The 23,934-nt window shown below is 40.8% G+C and carries 21 protein-coding genes; 18 read left to right on the top strand and 3 right to left on the bottom strand.

Going from position 1 to position 23,934, the window contains the following annotated elements; translation table 11 throughout:
* The first annotated feature begins 225 nt into the window (after nt 1-225).
* From KNL20_RS14595 to nox, 6 genes are all read left to right on the top strand, one after another.
* A complete protein-coding gene (locus KNL20_RS14595) occupies nt 226-792 on the top strand; it encodes an SGNH/GDSL hydrolase family protein (RefSeq protein ID WP_230398460.1) in 567 nt (188 codons plus the stop codon).
* A gap of 130 nt (nt 793-922) precedes the next feature.
* Nucleotides 923-1,267, top strand: coding sequence for a GIY-YIG nuclease family protein (locus KNL20_RS14590; protein WP_230398459.1), 345 nt, complete (start codon nt 923-925; stop codon nt 1,265-1,267).
* On the top strand, nt 1,264-1,728 hold the full coding sequence (locus KNL20_RS14585) for a DUF6530 family protein (RefSeq protein WP_230398458.1): 465 nt from the start codon (nt 1,264-1,266) through the stop codon (nt 1,726-1,728). The genes KNL20_RS14590 and KNL20_RS14585 overlap by 4 nt, the downstream gene beginning before the upstream one ends.
* A 2-nt stretch (nt 1,729-1,730) precedes the next feature.
* On the top strand, nt 1,731-3,779 hold the full coding sequence (locus KNL20_RS14580; RefSeq protein WP_230398457.1) for an AAA family ATPase: 2,049 nt from the start codon (nt 1,731-1,733) through the stop codon (nt 3,777-3,779).
* 157 nt (nt 3,780-3,936) lie between these two features.
* A complete protein-coding gene (locus KNL20_RS14575; protein ID WP_230398456.1) occupies nt 3,937-4,530 on the top strand; it encodes a helix-turn-helix domain-containing protein in 594 nt (197 codons plus the stop codon).
* A 256-nt stretch (nt 4,531-4,786) separates the two neighbouring features.
* Complete coding sequence (nox, locus tag KNL20_RS14570) at nt 4,787-6,121, top strand: H2O-forming NADH oxidase (protein WP_230398455.1); 1,335 nt, start codon at nt 4,787-4,789, stop codon at nt 6,119-6,121.
* 97 nt (nt 6,122-6,218) lie between these two features.
* Here the strand turns inward: nox and KNL20_RS14565 are convergent, their stop codons facing one another.
* Entirely contained in the window at nt 6,219-6,758 is a 540-nt protein-coding gene (locus KNL20_RS14565) for a hypothetical protein (RefSeq protein WP_230398454.1), read from the bottom strand.
* A 371-nt stretch (nt 6,759-7,129) separates the two neighbouring features.
* Between KNL20_RS14565 and KNL20_RS14560 the strand changes: the two genes are divergently transcribed.
* The 8 genes from KNL20_RS14560 (at nt 7,130) to KNL20_RS14525 (ending at nt 16,308) form a co-directional block, all read left to right on the top strand.
* Nucleotides 7,130-8,407, top strand: a complete 1,278-nt coding sequence (locus KNL20_RS14560; protein WP_230398453.1) for an ABC transporter substrate-binding protein — start codon at nt 7,130-7,132, stop codon at nt 8,405-8,407.
* Between the two features lie 109 nt (nt 8,408-8,516).
* The gene (locus KNL20_RS14555) at nt 8,517-9,404 is read left to right on the top strand and encodes a carbohydrate ABC transporter permease (RefSeq protein ID WP_230398452.1); all 888 of its coding nucleotides are present in this window, start codon (nt 8,517-8,519) and stop codon (nt 9,402-9,404) included.
* Between the two features lies 1 nt (nt 9,405).
* A complete protein-coding gene (locus tag KNL20_RS14550; protein WP_230398451.1) occupies nt 9,406-10,239 on the top strand; it encodes a carbohydrate ABC transporter permease in 834 nt (277 codons plus the stop codon).
* Nucleotides 10,240-10,255: 16 nt separating this feature from the next.
* Nucleotides 10,256-11,116, top strand: coding sequence for an MBL fold metallo-hydrolase (locus KNL20_RS14545; protein ID WP_230398450.1), 861 nt, complete (start codon nt 10,256-10,258; stop codon nt 11,114-11,116).
* A 117-nt stretch (nt 11,117-11,233) separates the two neighbouring features.
* A complete protein-coding gene (locus tag KNL20_RS14540) occupies nt 11,234-13,006 on the top strand; it encodes a sensor histidine kinase (RefSeq protein ID WP_230398449.1) in 1,773 nt (590 codons plus the stop codon).
* A complete protein-coding gene (locus tag KNL20_RS14535) occupies nt 12,987-14,573 on the top strand; it encodes a response regulator transcription factor (RefSeq protein WP_230398448.1) in 1,587 nt (528 codons plus the stop codon). Before KNL20_RS14540 ends, KNL20_RS14535 begins: the two co-directional genes overlap by 20 nt.
* A 104-nt stretch (nt 14,574-14,677) precedes the next feature.
* Entirely contained in the window at nt 14,678-15,679 is a 1,002-nt protein-coding gene (locus KNL20_RS14530; protein ID WP_230398447.1) for a helix-turn-helix transcriptional regulator, read from the top strand.
* A gap of 329 nt (nt 15,680-16,008) precedes the next feature.
* Nucleotides 16,009-16,308, top strand: a complete 300-nt coding sequence (locus KNL20_RS14525) for an HIRAN domain-containing protein (RefSeq protein WP_230398446.1) — start codon at nt 16,009-16,011, stop codon at nt 16,306-16,308.
* 223 nt (nt 16,309-16,531) lie between these two features.
* Here KNL20_RS14525 and KNL20_RS14520 read toward each other — a convergent pair whose 3' ends face one another.
* Nucleotides 16,532-17,062 (bottom strand): DUF3877 family protein, encoded by a 531-nt coding sequence (locus KNL20_RS14520; RefSeq protein WP_230398445.1) that lies wholly within the window; start codon nt 17,060-17,062, stop codon nt 16,532-16,534.
* Nucleotides 17,052-17,657 carry an SGNH/GDSL hydrolase family protein gene (locus tag KNL20_RS14515; protein ID WP_230398444.1) on the bottom strand — a complete coding sequence of 202 codons (606 nt, stop codon included), beginning with the start codon at nt 17,655-17,657 and terminating at the stop codon, nt 17,052-17,054. The genes KNL20_RS14520 and KNL20_RS14515 overlap by 11 nt, the downstream gene beginning before the upstream one ends.
* 187 nt (nt 17,658-17,844) lie before the next feature.
* Between KNL20_RS14515 and KNL20_RS14510 the strand changes: the two genes are divergently transcribed.
* Genes KNL20_RS14510 through KNL20_RS14495 form a run of 4 tightly spaced genes read left to right on the top strand, consistent with a single transcriptional unit; the run spans nt 17,845 to nt 23,916 of the window.
* The gene (locus KNL20_RS14510) at nt 17,845-19,242 is read left to right on the top strand and encodes an ABC transporter substrate-binding protein (RefSeq protein ID WP_230398443.1); all 1,398 of its coding nucleotides are present in this window, start codon (nt 17,845-17,847) and stop codon (nt 19,240-19,242) included.
* 27 nt (nt 19,243-19,269) lie between these two features.
* Nucleotides 19,270-20,175 (top strand): carbohydrate ABC transporter permease, encoded by a 906-nt coding sequence (locus tag KNL20_RS14505; RefSeq protein WP_230398442.1) that lies wholly within the window; start codon nt 19,270-19,272, stop codon nt 20,173-20,175.
* A gap of 2 nt (nt 20,176-20,177) precedes the next feature.
* The gene (locus KNL20_RS14500) at nt 20,178-21,014 is read left to right on the top strand and encodes a carbohydrate ABC transporter permease (protein WP_230398441.1); all 837 of its coding nucleotides are present in this window, start codon (nt 20,178-20,180) and stop codon (nt 21,012-21,014) included.
* A 34-nt stretch (nt 21,015-21,048) separates the two neighbouring features.
* Nucleotides 21,049-23,916 (top strand): hypothetical protein, encoded by a 2,868-nt coding sequence (locus KNL20_RS14495; RefSeq protein WP_230398440.1) that lies wholly within the window; start codon nt 21,049-21,051, stop codon nt 23,914-23,916.
* Nucleotides 23,917-23,934: the final 18 nt, after the last annotated feature.

Below are 23,934 nucleotides of genomic sequence, written 5' to 3'. Positions count from 1 at the left end.
CTACTTTATGGCTAAATATTGGATTGTGTAGTATGATAAAAGGATAATATATTAATACTATGGATGTAATACTGGAATATGGGATAAAATATAGCCTTTATGGAGGGGAAAATGCTTGGCGGATTTAAGTTTCCACAAGAAATTGCAAAGGATATTGCTTTGCAGTAAGCGGGGTGTTGGAAACATCCCATAGAATTCCTAATCTGGAAAGTGAGGCTCACAATTTTGACAAAGAACAAAAAACTGAGAATTTTATTTATAGGTAACAGTCATACATATTTTAATGATATGCCCGGGATGGTGGCTGTCAGAGCCAGAGAATGTGGGTATGATTGTGAAGTAACGATGATCGCACATGGAGGCTGGTTTCTGGCACAGCATTTGGACGAGCCGGATGTCCGCTTTAATATCGTCTATGGGCATTATGATTATGTGGTTCTGCAGGAGCATTCGCATCCGTTTGGTCCGGAAGATGTATTTTTTGATGCGGTTCGAAAATTAAATGCGTGGATTCGGGAGGCCGGAAGCAAAACAGTTGTTTATATGACATGGGCGAAAAAAGATGAGGAATATAATCAACAGAGAATGATTGATGCGCATAAGCAGATTGCGGAAGAATTTGGGGCATTGCTTGCGCCTGTGGGCGAAAACTGGTGGTCATATATGAAAAGCTGGCCGAACCTGGAGCTATATTATGAAGACGGTGCACATGCATCGGAAGCTGGTTCTGATTTTGCTGCAAAGTATATTTGGGATACAATATATACAGATTTAATGCGTACTTCCCTATGAAAGACGGGAGCTTCTATTCATCAAAGAAGCTCCCGTCTATACGTTTTACTATAAATGAAGGGCGATGTCTACGGAGCGTGGATTGTTTATAAAGCGCCCAGGAGTTAGAATAACCTTGAGGTGAATTGATATGGATAGAAAAAGAAAAAAAGAGCTTATTGAGGAGTATCAAAACAGAAGACCTGAAATGGGTATTATTTGTTTTCGCAGTCTTACAACGGAAGAAACCTTTTTAGGGGGTTCCAATGATACAAAGGCCGGTTTTAACAGCAACCGATTTAAATTGAATGCAAATGGGCATCCGAATAAAAGACTGCAGGAGCTTTGGAATCAGTATGGTGAAGATGCTTTTGAATTGTCTGTGATGCAGGTTTTGAAATACGAGGATCCTAAAGCCGACCATAGCGAGGAATTAGAGAAGCTGCTGATACAGTGTTTAGAAACAAGTAATAACGCAAGGAGAATTTGGCGATGAATGAAAAAATTGTAATGACCGCAGACGGCTACGACCGTATAGATGGCAGGAATGCGTATCAGTCAGATATAAAGAAATTAACTTTGGGAGCCCCAGTGTTAGAAAAAAATAAAAAGATGCAGATTGCCGCTCAAATCTGGAAGGAAAATACCAGTGGTCAATTGGAAATGGACACGGAACTGCCGATCCATCAGGTATTTGACTTAATGATTTTTCTAAGCCGCGTGCTTTTATACTTTCGGGAAGCTTACCGGCTTCCGCTATTGTATGATCCTGAACATCCTGCTGTGGAGCGTGTCGGCATACAGGGGGATGTAATGTCCGTGGGTGTCTGCACTGAAAATCCAAATATCAATGAAGACATTCGTGCATTCTCACAGGCACTTAATGATTTGGGAGAAATAAACGGGGAGCGCCTGCGTGTACTCACACGAATTTTAGAAGAAATGGAGTATTGTTAAAAATGGAGAAGCAAATGCTTCTGTCTCCGCACAGGCAACTGACGGAAGTTGAAAAGAAACTTGTTTGGAAGAAACCGCTGTCACACATCGAAAGTGAGGCAGAACATCGAATTTGTGCCGAAATCAAACGAAATTGGCATAGTAAGGAGATGAAAATCACAAATATTTTGTTGGAAGGTGATGCAGGCTCGGGAAAGACGCAGCTTGCAAAGGCACTTTCGGCTGATTTTGGGCTGCCCTATACAAAAGTCACCTGTTTTGCAGACATGGATAAATCCGATATTCTTGGCTCTATTTTGCCGGTTTTGCCGGAGAATGGTCATAGTGCAGCAGAGATAAGTTATCAGTTCTATCCCTCTGAAATTGTCCGTGCTTATGAAAACGGGTGGCTGTTGGAAATACAGGAACCTACGGTAATACGGGACGCTGCAGTGCTGATGGCGCTGAACTCTGCGTTAGAGCCGGACGGCAGTATCAACCTTCCTACCCGCATCGTTCATCGACATCCGGATTTTATTGCTGTGATTACAACCAACAGGGGATACAATGGGTGCCGGTCGTTAAATGAGGCTCTGCGGGATAGAATGCAACATACTGAAAAAATGGATTTACCGCCAAAAGAGGTTATGATGGTAAGAGCCAGCGCTAAAACAGGATATTCGAATAAAACAATATTGGCTCTTTTGGCGGATATCATTCGAACACTGGACGAAACAGCCAAAGCAAATGCCATAAAAGGTGTGGCGGGTATGCGTTCCTATCTGTTTTGGCTTGATGCAGTTGCAAGTGGGAGGTCGCTTCGTGCAGCCATGTACCATAAGGTGATTTATAAAATCACGACGGATTCGGAGGAAATCTCCATTTTAGAACAGGTTCTGTCTGCAAAGGGATTTTTGGAACAGCTGGAGGAGTTAGAACAGGCACATATACTTAGACAGGAAGCCGGGAGCCCGGATGTGATGGAATTACAGATATCTGCAGATGGACAATCTTTCGGAAGTAAAGATGAAACGCAGGTAGAGGCGCATGCCGTACGTCTGCGTAAATCCCAGGATAGTGAGGGACATTCCAATCAGACTTCTGACAGCGCAACAGAGAAAACACAAAGTAGTGACAACGGCGAGGACGGTGTTCCCCTTTACCATGAAATGAAGCCGGAGCATCTTACGGAACAGCAAAAACAGGAATTCCGGAAGAGGCTCAATCAGGAAGCCCGTGAAAGTGTAAAAGGAACGATTCATCAGCAGGTAAAACTGATCGTCCACCGTCCTGATGTCACGGCGGAAGACAGGGTTGAATACCGGAAACAAGCATCTGAACTGCTGCCTGTGATCCGGGAGTTAATTCAGAAAACAATGCCCCTTTTAGAGCATGAAACTGCCAGTGAATTTGCATCAGCACAGTTATATGGTACAAACTTTCGTGCAAATCGTGTTGCGGCGCAGGATTTTCGATACTTTGCAAAAAAGCGCCCCCCGGAGGAAGACCCTTCCCTTGCCGTAGCACTCCGCATAGACGAATCTGCATCTATGGCGGCCTTTGGCCGGATAGATGCGGCAAAGCAGGCTGCGATTGCCCTGTATGAATTTTGTAATGGCTGCAATATTCCTGTAATAATTTATGGTGATACCGCCGACCGTTCACGCATGGAGCAAATGTCACTTTACTCCTATGTGGATTCCGGCAGCAAAGATCCTGATGAAAAATATTCTTTACTCAGCATTCAAGGCAGGAGCAACAACCGGGATGGTATGGCAATCCGCATTATTGCAGACCGTCTCGTAACAGCTCCGCAGAAAACAAAGCTGTTCATCAGCATTAGTGACGGACAACCCAAAGCCATGCCGGACTATTCGGGTGAATCGGCCGTTGAAGATATGAAAAAAACCTTGCAGGCATATCGCCGTAAAGGGGTTCTGTTTCTTGCCGCCGCTATAGGGCGGGATAAAGAAATAATCAGTGATATTTACGGAAAAGAAAACACACTGGATATTACGGATCTCAAACAGCTTCCCGCCCGGCTGATTCAGATTATTGCGAGATATATGTAGCCTCTGGCGTCACTTCCGTGAACTTCTCCATTGAATATCTCCGTAAAATATATATAATAGAAGAAAAGGGATTTCACGGGTATGGGTTAAAGAGCCTGCAGTATACCTTTTACAATGAGGGTTGAAATGAGAAGATTAAAGGTTAAGGAGGCACAATATGGATTGTGTGAAGATTGGGCGCTTGATCGCGCGATTGCGCAGAGAAAAGGGCTTGACGCAGCAGGATATTGCGCAGGCCCTTAATATCAGTAATAAGACGGTATCCAAATGGGAGTGTGGTCTGGGCTGTCCGGATGTTTCCCTGTGGGCAGACTTGTCGGTGATTTTAGAGGCAGATATGGCACAAATGATGGAAGGGGAAATTACGCTTAACCGACCCGACACGGGGAACATTAATAAAATCCGATTCTACGTTTGCCCATCGTGTAAAAATGTACTCGTCAGCACAGGAAGTTCTTCCATCTTTTGCTGTGGCAGAAAGCTGGAACAGCTTGTCTTGCAGCAAGATGAAAATACTCCCAGTATTACCGTAGAAGTGATAGATGTGGATTACTTTATTACGATTGAACATGAGATGACAAGGGACCACTATATATTGTTTGCGGCATATGTAAAAAGCGATATGGTTTTTTTAACCCGTATGTATCCGGAGCAAAGCGCAGCAGTACGCATACCACATATGCCGGGTGGTAAGCTGTACTTATATTGTGTGAAGCATGGTCTGACTGTGTATTCTATTCCTATTCACTAAAGGGTGTTGAACCCTGAAAGGCTGCTTTTTAACGCATATGTGTTATGGGGAGTGAACATGACAGAAAACGCGATGTGACTTTTTCCCATACAAAATATCTTGCTGTGTAAAATAGTATTTTTAGAAGGAGGACTATATGGCTGATTGTATCTTTCTTTTCTTTTTTATAGAATAAGCATTGTATTTTGGAAAAATATGTAGTAAGATATAAATTAATCAATACTAAAAAGGTACAGAATCTTAGGAGGTATTTTAAATGGAAAAAATTGTGGTCATTGGGGCAAATCATGCAGGAACAGCAGCACTGAATACGATTTTAGATCAGTATCCCGACCGGGAAGTAACTGCATTCGATCAGAACTCGAACATTAGCTTCCTTGGTTGTGGAATGGCACTTTGGATTGGCAATCAAATTTCTTCCTCAGATGGACTTTTTTATTCGAACAAAGAAACTCTGGAGAAAAAGGGTGCAAAAATTCACATGGAAACAGAAATCAAATATGTGGATTTTGATCATAAAATTGTGTATGCCACAGCAAAAACAGGGGAGAAGTATGAACAGCCATATGATAAACTCATTCTGGCTACTGGATCCCTTCCCATTATTCCGCAGATTGAGGGAATCCAGTTGGAAAATGTGCAGATTGTAAAATTGTTTCAGCATGCACAGGAAGTAATTGATAAGCTGAAAGATAATTCGATCAAACATGTGACCGTAGTTGGTGCAGGGTATATTGGTGTAGAACTGGCGGAGGCATTTAAACGCAACGGACGGGAAGTAACAGTGATTGATTGTGCCGATACCTGCCTGAGTGGATATTTTGACCCGGAATTCACCGACAAAATGAAGACCAGATTAGAAGAGAATGGTGTGCAGCTGGCATTTGGTGAAACTGTAAAGGAATTGACCGGTGACACGAAGGTGAAAAAGGTTATAACCGACAAAGGCGAGTATGATACAGATATGGTTGTTCTTGCAATCGGTTTCCGCCCTAATAATGCAATCGGAAAAGAACGCCTGGAATTGTTCCGCAATGGTGCATACCTGGTGAATCGTTCTCAGGAAACCAGTGTAAAGGATGTATATGCAGTTGGAGATTGTGCAACCGTATATGATAATGCTATTCAGGATGTGAATTATATTGCATTGGCCACCAATGCAGTGCGTTCAGGTATTATAGCTGCTCATAATGCATGTGGCACGAATCTTGAGACGGTTGGCGTGCAGGGTTCTAATGCAATCAGTATCTGGGGACTGCACATGATTTCAACGGGTATGACTCTTACGAAAGCCCGCAGGAATGGATATGATGCAGCAGCAACTGACTTTGAAGATTACCAGAAAGCACTTTTTATTGAAAGTGGAAATTACAAAGTTAAGATTAGAATTGTGTATGATAAGAAGACGAGAATAGTTTTGGGCGCACAGCTGTGCTCCGATTATGATGTTTCGATGGCAATTCATATGTTTTCATTGGCGATTCAGGAACAGGTTACAATTGAAAAGTTGAAATTATTGGATATTTTCTTCCTTCCTCACTTTAATCAGCCATACAACTATATTACCATGGCAGCGTTATCAGCAGAATAAATAGTGAAGCGACTCAGATAATGATAAAATCCACAATCTCCGCAGGGCAATTGTCCGGGAGCATTGTGGATTTTTCATAATTTCTTCCTATAATTGATTACCTTTCAGCTTCCGAAGCTATTGGATTTACCTCTGCGCCATCACCGGATACATAGGTTGCAATATTTTTTCCGTCTTTGATATAATAATCTACTTCTACGCTGAGAGAAGTTCGAAGACGGTCACTATTTAGAATGGGGTCATATGTGATATCGATGACCGCACTACGAATGTCGAATGCGATTTGTCTGTCTTCCCCTTCGTGTGGGTAATTTCTGGGTCCGGGATTTTCCGTATCCAGATACATAATATTGTCGTCTGCGCTAAATACATAACCGGACGCATGCATATTCTCAACAGTATCTGTAGGTGCGGCGGGACTTGGAGAGTCTACGACCTCTGAGGATGCAGATATAGATGGAGAACTGCTGGCTGAAGATGAGCCAGTTGATTTACCAGACGAAGCAAAACTGGAACTTACAGACGATGCAACATGACTGCCGGAGGCTACGGAATCGGTTGATTTTCCGCATCCGGTGCATAGGCTGGAAAATAAAAATAGTGATGTAACGGTAATTAGATAATTTCTTTTGCTCATAACGCATCCTCCTAAAATCTGTAATTTAATTACAGGTCAAAATATATTTTTCTCTTATGTCGTGTATTGTAACATAAAGATGTTAAAAAAAGTCAGTGGAATTATTATAGTAAGTTAAATAAAATGTAAAAAATTGTACAATGAATATGGTTATACAGGATTTTACGTTGAGGCGGAAAGTAAGTTAAATTGTGGGACGCAGATCATGCAATTGTCCGGGCGGGTATTGTGGTTTTTTAAACTGCGTTTTATTAAGGTAAAATATTGTGTATCATAAGTAAAAATATGCTATCTGACTAATATAAGAGATATATGCTATCATAAGGTTATCAAAGGTAAGCGCTTACGAAACGAAAAGGAAGGAACGTATTATGAAGAAAAAGATAATCAGTACATTTCTGGCTGGTGTAATGGCACTTAGTCTTATTGGTTGCGGAAGTTCATCCGGTAAAGAAGAATCCACTGCGGAGGCTGGTGGGAATAAGGTAACTGTGAAAATGGTTGCGTGGCAGTCTGGGGCAGCAGAAATATTCAAAGAAGGTGCAGAGGAATTTAACAAAAGGCAGGATAAGATTAACTTTGAAGTAGAGATGCAGACGGGGGATTATGCGCAATACCTGGGATCAAAGGTTGCGTCTGATGACCTGCCAGATATGTTCTTTTTGAACCCATATTCACAGGTACAGCAGTTTGCAGATAATGGACGGATCCTTGATCTAAGCGATCAGGATTTCAACTCAAAAATTTATGAGTCTGTAAAAGATGCATATACAGTTGACGGAAAGGCTTATGCATACCCGCTGTGTGTTCAGATGCTTGGAGTTTTCTACAACCTAGATTTGTTCAAGCAGGCAGGAATTACTGAAATACCTAAGACTTACGACGAGATGAAGGCTGTTTGTGAAAAACTCAAAGCAAATAATATTACTCCTTTTGCGGCAGAATATAAGGAAACATGGACCTTGAATCATCTGTTCAGTATGCTGCAGGGTACAGCAGTTGGTGATCAAAAAGAATGGACTGATGAAATGAATGCAGGGAAAGGCTCGTTTAAGAATGATAATTCGGTGCAGGCGTTCAGATTTATGGATCTAGTAAAAGAAAATTCCGGCTCGAATTATATGGATGCGGATTCAACCTCCGGTTTTAATGCCTTTGCTTCAGGGAAAGCAGCTATGATTTTGAGTGGGGAATGGTCATTACTAAATGCTAATAGTGTTAATCCCGATCTAAATGTAGGTGTGTTTGGAACACCTTCATCAGATAATCCAGAAGATGCAAAGCTGGATGTCGACGTGGGAATATGCGTTGCAGTTAATAAAAATTCAAAACATTTGGACGAAACTCTGGAGGTTTTAAAGTATCTGAGCGATAACACAGATAAAAAGGGATGGATGCACTATACTGCTGATTCCGTCGGGGGAACTTTACCGGCCATGGAATATGAAGCACAAATCGATAAGCAGTACTTTAAAGATTACCAGTCCTATATGAATTCCGGAAACACAAAACAATGGGTTTACCTGCGTCTTGCATCTGGTTCCGGCGATCTGATTGGCCCGGAGATTCAGGGATATTTCACAGGAAATTCAGATATGGAAACTACTTTGAAGAATATGGATACGAAATATAAAGATCTGCTAGAGTAATTAACGAAAAAATAGAGTTTATCCCTTAACAAGCAAGCTTGCATGGAATAAACTCTATTTTTGCACATGGCTTAAGAGTATTATATATTTAGAAAAGGAGTGTGTGACTATGTCTGATTTTCTATATAAAAAAAATAAAAAATTTTATTTCTTATTAGTAATTCCTGCACTGGTTATCTATTGTGTGGCGCTTGTGGGACCGCTTTTAATTGGAACATTTCCCTCGTCGCTGTACAATTGGAATTTAATTAAAGGAAATAAGAAATTCATAGGATTAGAAAATTTTATAAAGCTATTTCACGATGAGCAATTTATACATGCCTTGTTATTTACAATTTTGTTGGCATTTGTTTCCATCATCTTGTCAAATGTTGTTGCGTTTGTAATTGCGTTTGCTCTGGACAGTAATATAAGAGGGAAGGGAGTGATTCGTTCCTTCTTCTTTATTCCCAATATTATCAGTGGTGTCATGGTGTCTTTTGTATGGATGTTTATTTTTACAAATGCAATTCCTAATATTGGTGAAAAACTGCATTTGGATTCACTTGCACAGATCAGCTGGTTTGGAAATACAAATATGGCGATGCTTGCGGTTATTATTGTAACTACCTGGCAGTCTACAGGGTTTCTGATGATGTTATACGTTGCCGGTCTTCAGACACTGCCTAAGGATGTCATAGAGGCGGCCAGGCTGGATGGGTGTACAGGTTTAAATAAGATTTTTAGAATTCAGCTTCCGCTTCTGATGCCAACGGTTACAATCAATTTGTTTGTTTCAATCGCCGGTGCATTTAAAGCATTTGATATTCCACTAGCCTTAACCGGAGGGGGACCGTCAAACAGTACACAAACACTTGCATTGAATATTTATACTGACGCCTTTGGTGCATTCCGAACAGGGTATGCATCAGCTAAATCGGTTGTATTGTTTATTATTGTTGCAATTGTTGCAATTATACAGTTGAGCATGACAAGAAAAAGAGAGGTGCAGATGTAAGATGAGACAACATAATAAAGTCGAAGTGAAAATATGGGTAAAAAGTGTTATCTGCTTATTACTGGGTATTATTTTCTTATTTCCTGTACTGTTAATTGTAATGAATGCATTTAAGCCAAACGGTGATATCCTGTCTTCATTTCTGGCATTTCCGAAGGCTCTCTATTTAGATAATTTTAACCAGGCTATGGAGACAATGAATTTTTGGATAGTTTTTAAGAACACAGTCATTGTTACGGTATTCACTGTGTTGGCAGCTGGGACAATTTCCTTTCTGGCGGCTTATGGTATTTCCCATTTAAGAGGGAGTATATCAAGAGGACTGTATACTTTGTTTGTATTCGGTCAGATTATACCATTTCATACAGTTATGATTTCTGTATCTGTTTTAGCGACAAAGCTTCATCTGACCAATTCATATTTAGGGCTGATTTTCTTTAACAGCGGATTTTTCACGGCTTTTGGAATAATGACCTATGTGGGATTTTTAAAGAGTGTCCCGCTGGAATTGGAGGAAGCGGCAGCAATTGATGGAGCAGGAGTATTTCGAACCATGATACAGATTGTATTTCCGCTGTTGAAGTCCACAACAGTGACTATGGCCATTTTGTTTTTCCTTTGGACGTGGAATGATTTACTTCTGCCCAATATTTTGATTAGTGACGGGGCTTTAAGAACAATTACTGTTAATCTGTATATGTTTAAGTCAGCAACGAATGCGCAGTGGAATCTGCTGATTGCAGGATTAGTTATATCCATGTTGCCAATTATCATCATTTATATTGCAGGGCAGAAGTATATTACAGATGGAATGACCGCAGGGGCAATCAAATAGAAGAGGAGGTTTTTATATGCCGGATGCATTTTACCAGGACAATATGAACATTAAGAGGATTGGAGGATATACACTGCAGCAGGTCGCCAAAGATGTCTGGGCTATTGATGAGTTTGGTATAGATATTATGTATCTGATTCTGGGTTCAGAAAAAGGGCTGCTGCTGGATACTGGAATAGGTGCGGGAAATATTGCTGCAGTCGTAAAGGAAATGACTGATTTGCCGATCCTTGTTGTAAATTCCCACCATCATTATGACCATGCAGGGGGAAATGGGCAGTTTGAAGTGGTCTATGCTCACGAAAAAGCTATTGATACTATTATGGAGCAGAATAACATGGACATGAGAAAGGCCTTTTTTGCCTCACAGGAAGCTCGGTCAGAATATAATCATGAAGCATGCCTAAAGACCTTTATCAATCAAATATCGAACTTTGAATTAAAGAGTTTTGTCGAAGGACATGTGTTTGATCTTGGGAACAGAAAGCTGGAGGTGATTTTTACTCCAGGGCACACGAAGGACAGTATTTGCCTGCTGGATCGTGTAAATAAATTACTTTTTTCAGCGGATACGGTTGTCAGTACTCCTACATTAATATTGGATACCTTTTCGGATACGTTGCGCACATATCAAAATTCGCTGGAAAAATTAAAAAAGCTCAGGAATGAATATGAGTTGATTTTCCCCGGACACTATTTAAGACCGATTGGGGAACGCTATGTTGAAGATATGATTGAATGTGTTCAAAATATACTTATGAATCCTTATATTGGAAAAGAAGATGAATGTCATATGGCAAAAGGTCAGGTTTATTTTTATCAGTATAAACTGGCTTCTGTTTTATATACGACAGACCGAGCTTTAAAAAAGGGCTGAATTAAGAATAAAAATGGAAGCGATATGCGGGAAAATAATTTTTAATTGAAATTTGAATAAAGGCTGTTAAAATATGTTTATACCAGAACGCTCTAAGGAAAGGGGCTCCAGGTTTTTATGAAAACGAAAATACAGAATTTCTTCAATCATTTGAAAATAAAAAATAAAATAATTGTTGCATGCCTTCCATTTATTTTACTAAGCTATGTAATTTTATTTATCAGTGTTTCGCTGATTATGTATAATCAGATGAAACAAAGAGTTCTTGATCAGACACAGCAGAATATCATTGAAAAGGTAAACTTTATAAACGCAAAGTTAACAGACTATGATTTGATTACATCCGGTTTTTTGTACTATACACAAGGGGTAACAAACTACCTTACTAAAAATCAGGAGAAGCTTACGCAAGAACAGAAAGATGATGCAAATCAGTTTCTGTCAAAGAATATTTCTTCCATAATTACAGACAACAACCCCGAAATATCTAATGTAAAATTATTTAACGAGTATGGAGATCTGTATATTAATAATGCGATTTATACAAATACCATAGAAGAAGTAAAAGCCTACGCTGATTCAATTCGCGGTTATGCAAGAAAGTATCATGGAAAAGTGGTTATCTTCAGAAATCCGAATACGCCATATTTTGTGACTGTTGCAAGGACTGTATATGTACCAACACTAAAAGAAAGCAATCATGAAATTGGATTTCTTATGTTGGACGTTGCAATTGATTCATTAAAAAAAGATATCCAGATGCAACAAAATGCGGATTCTATTTTTTTGCTTCTTACAGATAAAGATGGGAAAGTACTGGTTAACGGAACAAATTTGAGCGACCATGCATGCGAAGAGCTTCTAAGTGGAAGAAAAAAGCAAAAACATCTGGTAAATAAGGTTCAGTTGGCGTATGGTGATTGCTATGTAACAAGTATCATTAATGAATCACGGTTGTTTCATGATACACATCGTCTGTTTCAGATGGAAATATACATTATGTTTTTATCAATACTCATTATCATTGGTGCGATATTGTATGCTGGCAATATGATTTCCGGTCAGGTACAGGCATTTATCCGGAAATTGAATGAAACATCGGAGATTGATAAAAACGCATATATAGAAGTGCAGTCACAAGACGAGTTTAGGGAACTGGGAAATGTATATAATAAGATGTTATCCAGAATTGATAATCTGATTCAGACAGTATATGTAAATGAACTCCTTACAAAAAATGCGCAGCTTGAAACCTTACAGGCACAGATTAATCCCCATTTTTTATACAACACACTTGACTGCATTAATAGTCTGGTGGAGTTCAACGAAAAAGAAAGTGTCCAGAAAGTAGTGACGTCTTTGGCAAATATTATGAAAATGTCAATTAAGGGCAGTACGTTTATTACATTAGAAGAGGATATTTCATATATTAACCAATATATTTTTATTCAGAAAATGAGATTTCAGGACAGATTACTATTTTTGCTTGAAATACCGGAACATCTATATCAATATTATGTACCGAAACTGATTTTACAGCCTATTGTCGAAAATGCAATTGTTCACGGTGTGGAAGAGATATCTGAAACAGGTATGATTGGGGTTATCGCTAGTGAGGATGAAGAGAATCTGTACATTTCGATAAAAGATAATGGCAATGGTATTCCGAAAGAAATAATACAGCAGCTTCAGCAAATGGATGACAAGGCCGGATTATCAACGCAGCATATTGGTATCTTTAATATACAGAAGAAACTTCAAATCCTCTATGGAAAAGAATATGGATTGCGAATCACTACATTAAAACCTCATGGTACAAATGTTACAATTTGCATCCCAAAATCGACAGAGTCTGGAAAGGAGCCCTTTGATGAAGCTTTTAATCGTTGATGATGAACCGCTTTTAAAAGATAAATTAGCCCAGATATTTTCATCTCCTTCCCTTGGAATACATACACTGTTTGCTACAGACAAGCCGGAAGAGGGTATGCAGTTATTGAAATCAAAAAAGCCTGAGATTTTAATTACAGATATACATATGCCCTATATCTCAGGAATTGATATGGCACAATATATTTATGATAATCAGCTTGATACGCTTGTAATCTTTATTTCCGGCTATTCGGATTTTGAATATGCAAAATCAGCAATCGATTATAAGGTATTTGATTACCTGCTGAAACCGGTTGATCCGAAAGAAGCTTTAACTTGCGTCAAAAGGGCAATTAATCATATTCTGGAAAAACAAAAACATAATGAAATGTATCAGATATTTCAAAACTATTTTTCAACACATTTTGATTTAGCAAGAAGGCAATTTCTAGAGCGATTGTTATTCCATCCTATTACAATCAGCAATACGCAGCTCAATGCAATGCGGCAGCAGTTTCACATAACAGCAGCAGTCTATATACTATTCGCATTCAGCTTTTCTATTCAGAACTTATATTCGGAGGAGGAGTTCTATTATACTTATGCGATGGATCAGTTTTTAAATAGAAAATATACTTCCCTTTTAACGTATCCGTTTGGAAAGACTGTATATGCATTGTATGGAAGTGAAGCTAAAGAGCAGGACAGTGATAAATTGCTGCAGCTTGTTCGATCCATTAAAAATGAGATGGAAGTGAATTATCCAATCAGGATATATGTAGGAATCAGTAATCCAACCGATGACTTGTCCAAAATACAGATTCTGAGAAAGCAAGTCTCAAGTTGTCAGGAATATGCTTTGCAACAAAAAGATAATCGTGTTGTGTTTTTTGGAGATCTGCCAGCGGCATTCAGTAAAAATGAGTACTTTAATATTATTGATTTTATTACGCAATTGATAAGCTCCGTTCGTGGCGGCGATAAGAACACTGTAGATGGCTTGGTTGATTCTTTTATTAAAAGGTTATTTGAAAAGCCTGAAGGCTATATTTCTGACAGCATTGATTTAATGATTTCAAATATTCTACTTTTCATCTATGATTTGCCCCTGCCGTCCACTGAAAAAGAAAAGATACAGAATAACATACTGACGAATATTCATCAGCAGAAAGACATGACATTGAAGCTGGAGTATTTTAAATATTGGTTAAAGTATATTGTCGACTGTATTAATGACAGTCAGGCAGAAGAAAATAACAGCATGATTCATGGGGTATATGACTATATCAATCAGAATTTCGGAGAGAGCATCGGGTTAACCGACATTTCAGATTATCTGAACAGAAACCCGTCATATTTAAGCCGTTTTATTAAACAGCATACAGGAAAAACATTTTCAAAGATTTTAACGGAGAGGCGTATTGAAGAAGCAAAAAAACTTTTGAAAAATACAAATTTAAAGGTACCTGAAATTTCAGAAAAGGTCGGATATCCAAATGTTAGATATTTTACCAGAGTTTTTAGTACGCAGGTATCGATGACACCTAGTGATTACAGGAAAATAACAGCAGCATTTATTAATTAAACCATCCAGCTGAATCTTCCGGATAATACCGATGGTCAGACGATAGTACTTGTGATAGAATGAACGCATATGGAAGTCATGTACTGTACTGGAGGGTCGGACAGATGCCAAAAGGAAAAAATCAGAAATTTAAATTGTATTATCTTATGAAAATCATGTTGGAGAAAACCGATGATGCGCATAGCCTTACAATGCCTGAGATTCTGGAATCATTGGCGGCCTATGATGTGACGGCAGAGAGAAAGAGTATTTATACAGATCTGGAGGCACTTGGCAGACTGGGAGTGGAAATTGTCAGTGAACCGGTTGGAAAGACCTATGAATATCATGTTGCGGGCAGGCACTTTGAACTGGCGGAGCTGAAGCTTCTGGTAGATGCGATACAATCTTCAAAGTTTATTACTGCAAAAAAATCCAATGAATTGATAAAGAAGCTGGAGGACCTGGTCAGTGAGCATGAGGCGAAGGAACTTCAGCGTCAGGTATATGTTTCGGGGCGGATAAAAACAATGAATGAAAGCATCTATTATAATGTGGATGCGATTTATAATGCCATTGCAGAAAATAAGAAGATTCTTTTTCAGTATTTTCAGTGGAATATTCAAAAAGAGATGGAGCTTCGCCATGGCGGTGCATATTATGATATCAGCCCATGGGGACTTTCCTGGGATAATGAAAACTATTATCTGATTGGATATGATACAGAAGCAAGGATTATAAAGCATTACCGGGTGGATAAGATGCTGCATATAAAAATGTCGGATGAAGAGAGAGAAGGCAGGGAGTTTTTTGAGAGATTTGACATGGCCGCATATACAAGAAAAAGTTTCGGGATGTTCGGCGGAGAAGAGAGACAGGTGAAACTGCTGATGGACAATACGTTGGCAGGAGTTATTATTGACCGTTTTGGAAAAGATACCATGATGATACCTGTAGACGAGGAACACTTTTCTGTTCATATAGATGTTGCAGTAAGTCAGCAGTTTATCGGATGGGTTTTCGCACTCGGCAGCGGAGCAAGGATTATCGGTCCGAAAGATGTGGTGCAACAGGTAAATCAAGAAATAAAGAGATTAATGGAGCAGTATAATTTAAAGAGTTTTTAAGACAGACAGAGCAGTTCTCTTTGGGAGGGCTGTTTTTTTATTATATAGAAGACTTCGTTTTCAATATAATAAAAAACCTTCAGGGGATGCGCACTCGTGCGAAGAGGTGGTATTTTTATTGGACACGTAAAATGCTAAAGTAGAACCATAAGAAAGATAAGGGCGCGAAATGTAAAGAAAATGAGTATAAGTAGGAGGAGTAAGATGAAAGGATATGTGGTAAATGACGGATACATGGGGTGTGTAAATGGTAACTATATACTGTTTGCAAATGAAGCGGACTATGTGGATTATATAAGTAAAGAGGAATAATAAAGGGAGAGGATATCATGGAAAAAACTTATTTTACAATTACAGGAACAAGACATTATTACGGAAAAGATTTTTTAAAACCCGGCATGGAAGTCCAGCTTGTGAAAGAGCCGGAGAATGAATATGACAAGGAAGCCATTCTCGTAAAGATAGAAGGACTGGGAGACATTGGTTATGTAGCAAACAGCCCATACACTGTATTAGGGGAAAGCATGAGTGCGGGACGTATCTACGATAAGATCGGTGATACAGCACTCGGAGAAGTGTTGTATATTCTCCCACAGGGGGTGCTGTGCAAAATTTGCAAGGAAAACTGATATTGCGGATATAGAAGGTTTTAAATTTGTTAAAACGTAATCCTGATTTAAGAACAAAAAAATTGTGAAAAATTTGAAGGTATCAGATAATCAGGTTAAGTATTCTAAGTCAGAGGCTTAAAATCGAGAACTCGAAAAGAACTCAAGCCCCCGTTTTAGCTGTGGGAAGTGTCAACACTCTAAAATTTCTGCAAAAAGGATTAATGGACTAACAAATAGGCTGTCAAAACCCGAAATCATCATAATCTTCCGGCAAGAAGCGATGATAAATTATATGACAGCCTTCATCCTTAAAACAATAGTAATATTTGTCATCCGTATCTTCAAAATAGATTAGATAATCAAATTCCCCATTACATATAGAGTCCACGTGTATATTTCCCGAAGATGCATGGAATAAGTCTATAATCTGCTCTATCGTACAGCCATGCTCAGCAACGAGATCCACCAGTTTTTTAATGAACTCATTTGGGCGCATATTATTATGGACATATTCCGATGCGTCTTCGGATATCGTAAAGCAAAATCTCTCCCCGGTGTGGGAAACCTGAACCATTCCAAACTTATTATAAATATAAGCCGGAAAATCTCGTAACACCTCCGGCATTTCTTCGGCTGTCACATCTGTTTCCAAAAGATGGTTAAGAGAACTAAGGGGATAGTATAGCCTGATTTTTTCTTTCTTGTATCCCAGTTTTGCCTGTTCTTCTTTCATGATATCGGTCAGGCTTTTTTCTAATTGATTATAATTCATATGTCCTGATCCACTCCTTTGCAATTAACTGATGTCCTTCCGGTGTCGGATGTACGCCATCCGAAGCCAACTCTGTGTACGCTTTTTTTATTGCTGCTTTTGCAAAAACCCCGTCAAGAGTAATCAGCTCTGTCTGATACTTTTTGGCCAGCTTTCTGACAATTTGAATGTAAGGATCCAGAGTCACCCGCCACTGTTTTCTGTCTTCGGGAACAGGGAGAACGAAAGGCTCCATTAAAATAATGCGTGCCTGAGTCTCCAGAGAAGATCTGCTTAAAATCTTGTCATAATTCTCTTCGAATTCTTCAACGGAAGTTTCCTCATTACTGTCATACTTTCTCCAGCAGTCATTGATTCCAATCAGAATTGTCAATACATCCGGGTTGTATGCGATACAATCGCATTCCCAGCGCTTTACAAGGTCACCGGTGCGGTTTCCGGAAATACCGCGGTTTAATACACAAACATCCTGATTTTTTTCTCTGAAATAGTCAGAAATCAGTTTTACATAGCCTTGCCCAAGTCCATCGCCGCCGTCTGCCATTCGGTTGACATCCGTAATGCTGTCCCCCTGAAATAATATACATTTACTCATGATCCGAAACCTCCTGTACATAAATACATTATAAATAAAAAACACTCTGCCTGCAAGGCATATTTGGAAAGAACTATTTGCTCCGGTATTCGATTCACAATAAAAATGCTATATTCCAAAAAAAACCTTATATTTTAAGAGCATAAAAAAGCTATAATTAGACCAACAAAAAAGGAGGTATATCAATATGAAAAGAAAACTAGTGACCGTAGCCATTGCAGCAACTATGACAGCAGCGCTGGTTCTTGGCGGCTGTGGCGGATCCGGAGGAAGTGCATCAAAAGACAGCAGTGCAAAAAGCGGAAGTGACGAAGAAGTGAATCTTAAATTTACCTATTGGGGAAGCGGCGATGAAAAGAAGGCAATCGAGGAATCCGTGGATAAATTCATGGATGCAAATCCCAATATTCACGTGGATCTGATGCATATACCAAATGAGGATTTCCTGACAAAATTGAATGCTATGATTGCGGCCGGTGAAACCCCGGACATCAGTTATTCCGCAGCCTGGAAAATGCAGATGGGTGAAGAAGGCCTGATTTATAATTTCTTTGATTTGTTGGATGACATGGGATTAAAAAAGGAAGATTACCTTTCAACATGCTGGTGGAACTGGTCGCCGGAAGAATCGGCAGGACCGGTACAGGCCAATGTAACGACCAATCTGATGTACAATGCAGACTGCTTTGAAGAGGCCAATGTGGAAAATCCACCTACAAAGGTAGAAGACGCATGGTCCTGGGATGAGTTTGTAGAGAAGGCACAGGAACTGACGCTGGATACAAAGGGAAGAAATGCAAAGGATCCGGACTTTGATGCGAATAATATTAAACAGTACGGTGTGATGTTTGGTACAGACTGGAATGTGTACATGCCATTTATATACTCTGCCGGAGGCGGATATCTGAATGAGCAGATGGATGGACTTGGTCTGAATGATCCGGAATCTGCAAAAGTAATTCAAAATTTTGCCGATCTTATTAACAAGTATCATGTATCACCTACCGCAGTACAGAAGAATGCCATGCCCAATGCAGCAACCGCATTGGCCTCCAAGCAAGCTGCAATGTATATAGACGGAAGCTGGAATCATCTGGACCTGATGAATTCAGGATGCAACTGGGGCGTCGGAGTTCTTCCAATAGACCAAAATTATACGACATTTTTTGACGGAGGCTCTTTAATCATATTTAAGAGTACGAAACACCTGAAAGAGACAGAAAAGCTTTATCTGTGGCTTACAAATCCGGAAAGCTCAGAGCGAATTACAGAGTTGTACCGTACGTTATGGATGCCTGTACAGACAGAGTATTATACCGAGCCGGATAAGGTGGATTTCTGGGCCTCTGAGAAGCTCCCGGCAAGACCGGCAGGTTTTCAGGATGCAATTGTAAAAGCAACCTATGACCATGCGGTCACAGCTACGGAGATTGATGTAAAGAACTTCAATGAGATAAATACATTGGTTCAATCGGCTCTGGAGCAGGTATGGTCAGGCAGTAAGACGGCAGAGGAAGCGATGACGGCAGTAAAGGGTCAGACAGACTCCCTGGTTGAAGGTACCTATTCAGGTAGCAGATCCTGATCGTATTCCCTGCTTAAGGAGGTTTTCATGAGTGTAAAAAGAAGTATGTCAGTCAGGGAAAAAAGAGAAAACCGCTGGGGAGTTCTGTTCAGTCTCCCCTGCATTCTCGGATTTTTGATATTTGCGCTGATTCCCATGGTGGTCAGCTTGGTTTTGAGCTTTATGAACTATAATTTTACGACGGGCGGAAGCTTTACAGGTTTATCGAATTATAAGCAGTTATTCAGTGGAGCGGATCCATACTTTTATAAATCCCTGACCGTGACAGTAATCTATGTACTGCTTTCCATACCGTCTTCGCTGATATTTGCATTTTTCATTGCACTGTTATTAAATACAGATGTAAAGGGAAAAGGAATTTTCCGGACAATTTTTTATTTACCAACGGTAGTCCCGATTGTGGCTATGGCTGCAATCTGGATGTGGATTTTTAATCCGGATATGGGCCTGGCGAATCATTTGCTCAAGGGAATACATATGCCTGTGAGCAAGTGGCTATCCGGAGAGAGTTCTGTTATTCCCACCTTAGTGTTTATAAATTTGTGGACCACAGGATCCACGATGGTCATATTCCTGGCAGGAATCCAGGATGTACCCCGGCAGCTTTTAGAGGCTGTACAGATAGATGGAGGCGGGTTCTTCGCAAAGCTGCGTCATGTAATTATCCCAATGATGACCCCGACAATCTTTTATAATGCGGTTATGGGCGTAATCAATGGTTTTCAGATTTTTACCCAGTCTTATGTGATGACCCAGGGCGGACCCAACAATGCCAGTCTGTTTTATGTGTATTACCTGTACCGGGAGGCATTTGAGTTCAGCAGGATGGGAAAGGCATGTGCAATTGCCTGGGTGCTGTTTGTAATTATTATGGTGCTTACAGTGGTTATTTTTAAAAATTCAAACCGATGGGTGTATTATGGAGGTGAGTAGAGGTGAAGAAAGGTAGGAAAACGATTTCTCGTGTATTGACCTATATAGTTCTTATTTTAGGTGCAGCTTTTTGCATCGTACCTCTTCTCTGGATGGTGCGAAGCTCTTTGATGAATACGGTGGAGATTTTTGCTATGCCGCCTAAGTGGATTCCATCTGAATTCATGTGGGAGAACTATAAGGAGGTATTTGATACCCTTCCCTTTGGTACCTACTTCCTGAATTCCTTTATCATTACATTCGGGTGTGTGGCCGGAACGATGCTTACCAGCTCCATCTGTGCGTATGGACTGGCACGGATTAACTGGAAGGGAAGAAATGTGGTGTTTGCCTGTGTTATCAGCAGTATGATGCTGCCGTTTGCAGTTACATTGATTCCGACATTTCTGATGTGGAGAACAATCGGTATTACGGACAGTGTGATTCCTTTGATTGCCCCGGCCTGGTTCGGAGGCGGTGCCTTTTATATCTTTTTATTAAGGCAGTTTTATATGGGCATTCCCAGGGATTTTGATGAGGCTGCTTATCTGGATGGGGCAACCCATATCCAGATTTTCACATACATTATTCTGCCTGTTACAAGGCCGGCCATGGCAGTGGTGGGGATGTTTGCATTTTTAAATGCGTGGAATGATTTTCTGGGGCCCCTTGTGTATCTGAATTCCGAGAAGAAGTATACGGTGGCTTTGGGATTGCAGTTATTTACAGGTTCTTACCGTGGAGAGTGGAATCTGATGATGGCGGCAGCCTGTCTGGTTTTAATTCCTGTCATCATTGTATTTTCTTTCGGTCAGAAGTATCTGGTTGAGGGTATCACTATGACAGGTGTGAAAGGCTAAACTATTGCGAATATGTGAAATGGAGGAATAAGTGATGCATTTGAGAGAGAGGGCGGAATACAACACGTGGGAGGAGGTATGGGAACATGGATATCAGTCTCCCTGCTTTCAGGCTGCATATGATGCCGAATCAGAGGTGACAGACTGGTCTTTGAGTGAACGGCAATTATTTATCCAGTCCAATGGACGAACCATGCTGGGACAGGATACTTTGGGAAGGCTGCACTTTATCTGTACACCCCATGAGAAGATCTATGCTGTACCCTCCGGCGGACCGGATGTGGGCGGACAGTTCAAGGGGCATATTGGACAGTATTATCAGAATGATACAGCACTACTGCTGGGAAAGATGAAATATGAAATAGAGTTGGCCAATGGTCTTAAGCTTCCGGCAGCTGATCCGTCTTCCCGCACCTGGTATATGGATCACTTTCTTCCCGTAACCGCGACACAGCAGAGGGGATTGGAAAGCAGGGTATTTTCACTTGCACCGGTGCTTGAAGATGAATCCGTGAAAACTTCCCGGATTCATCCGCTTCCGGGTCCGGCCGGAGCGCTGTACTGTATTGAGATTAAGAATACTTCGGGAACCACTATGAAAGGCAGACTGAAGCTGGCTTTAAACCAGAAATTTGTGAACCAGTTCGAACACTACGGGAAATGTTTTGAAGATTATACACAGAATCCGTATCGGGCGGAGTGGGATCAGAAGCTTTTGGTACTGTGGCATCCGGAAGCCTGTGCGGCAATTCAGTTCCTTGGAGGAACCTATGAAGGGGATGCTGAAAATCCCAGAATCTATCAGCCCTTTGAATTGAAAGCGGGGGAGAGTAGAGTATTCACCACAATCGCTGCCGTGACACCTAAGAGGGATGAGATTCATGAGGCTTTAGGTGTTCTCTATCAACATACTGCTTTGGAGTGGGTGAACGTGACTGCCCGTTTCTGGAAGGAACGCCTGGGGAATATAAAAATCGGAATCAGAGAAGATAAAGAGATGGGCCTTAAATATCGGGATATGCAGTTCAGATTTATTCTGGACAATTTTAATTGTCTGTCCTTTGGTCCATCGGGAAAACTGCTCACGAACTGGCAGGGGGCTCCCTCACACTCTTTGTCCAGACTCTGGGGGATTGATATTGAGCCGGATGTGGTGAGTGTGATGTACGTCATTCCGGAGGTGGGGCGAAGTGCGCTGGAATATCTGTCTAAAAGAAATACACCGAGATTCAGCCTGTATTCCGATCACAGTATGTTCTTCTATGTGTCCCCCTTGGTGATTGCCGGAAAGTATCTTGAGATGACAGGAGATGAAGCATATTTCCGTGAAAACGAAGGAGTGACGGCACGGTTAGAGGAATTTTACCAGGGAATGAAAAAGCACAAACACCCGGAGCATGCACTGTTTTCCAGCCGCTATGCCAGTGATTTGATTGTCTTTAAAAAGTATGATTATGGAGCAAATGTAAAGTGCTTCTACGCGTTGAAAGGATATCGTTCCGTGTTGAAAGCCATAGGCCGCAAGACGGAGGAAGTCGATGCAATCCTGCGGCAGATGCCGGTGGATATGGCCGAATATATGGAAGGAGACGGTCCTTTTGGAAGGCAGATTACAGGTGGAAATAACATGCAGGAGAACAGGGAAGACCGTTTCTACGTAGGAGATGATCTGTATTACTATGGTGGAGAGGATACAGCCACTGTAATGGCTCCCTTATATGGGTTATATGATACGGACTATGATGCCTATGTGAATCTGCATCGCTATGCGCGATCTGTTCTTATCACGAACTATGATCCCGAATTTCAGACGATGCGGGAACTGCATTTCGGCATGAATCCGTCCGCAACCGGCTGTACGTTACGTCTGGGGGGCAGTTATACAAGAAAAGAGATGCAGGATTCACTGAAGCTTATGTATGAGCGTCTGGATGAAACAGGGTCCCTGTTCTGGTGGCCGAGAGCTGTGAACAAAAAGCGCTGCCTGACCAGATGCAGTCAAGGGCAAGGTGCATGGATACAGCAGAGCATGGAGCAGTGGCTTGGCTTAAGACTGCAGGGAGTGGAAAAAGTACTTACGATACGCCCCCAGGGGTTACTTACTGACTATGAACTGAAAAACACAAAAATTGGTGTATTTTCCTTTGATATTGTGTATCATGAAGGGGAAAAGGGTACAGACTTATATGTGAAAAACAGAAATGACTGTGCATTTGAAATTAAATTCCAGGTTCGGCCGTTTGGAGCGGGTGCTGAGGGGCAGCTGCGGGAAGAAGTTGTAGAGGTAAAACCAGGAGAATCAGCGGAAAGGCATTATGATGCTGTCCGGCTTGAGTCCCGGGAGGCGGATATTATTGCTGCAGAATGCAGGAGCCTGGGAAATACCGATATGTATTTTGGACCTTATGGCATCGTGATGCCCAAATTATATTCGGGGAACTGTAATATATTCCTGCTTCGCTTCGTGATGGGACATATGGAGCCTGAGGACTGGAAGGAAGTGGAAGTGTCTGTCCAGGTACCTGAAGGCTGGAAAATCCGTGAGAAGGAATTTTACTACTGGGACTATCAACCAATCTTTGAGGAGAGAAAGGCCACTGCCGTCTTAGATGACCTCGCATCGGGAAAACATGGAGTAGCAGGATTTTACATTAGTTTACCGGATGAGTTTGCAGGAGATGAGGGAAGTGTCATGCTTTCTGCCCATCCATTCCAGGTTCCTTTTGGTAACCGGGAAGAGATGACACAGCTGCTGATAGAGGGTGATACCCTCGGGGAAATGTCACCTTTACAGGTTGTGTTAAAGGTTAGGGGCAGGGTAAAAACAAATATGGAAATTCCGGTTATTGTGTTGGATCATAAGACATATCAGGAGAGATATGATACAATGTACCATGGATAAGAGGCTATGTTGAGAGAG

Source organism: Novisyntrophococcus fermenticellae (genome assembly GCF_018866245.1).
Lineage (GTDB): Bacteria > Bacillota > Clostridia > Lachnospirales > Lachnospiraceae > Novisyntrophococcus > Novisyntrophococcus fermenticellae.
The sequence above is the reverse complement of the archived record's forward strand: the minus strand, read 5'-3'. Positions and strand labels throughout refer to the sequence as shown.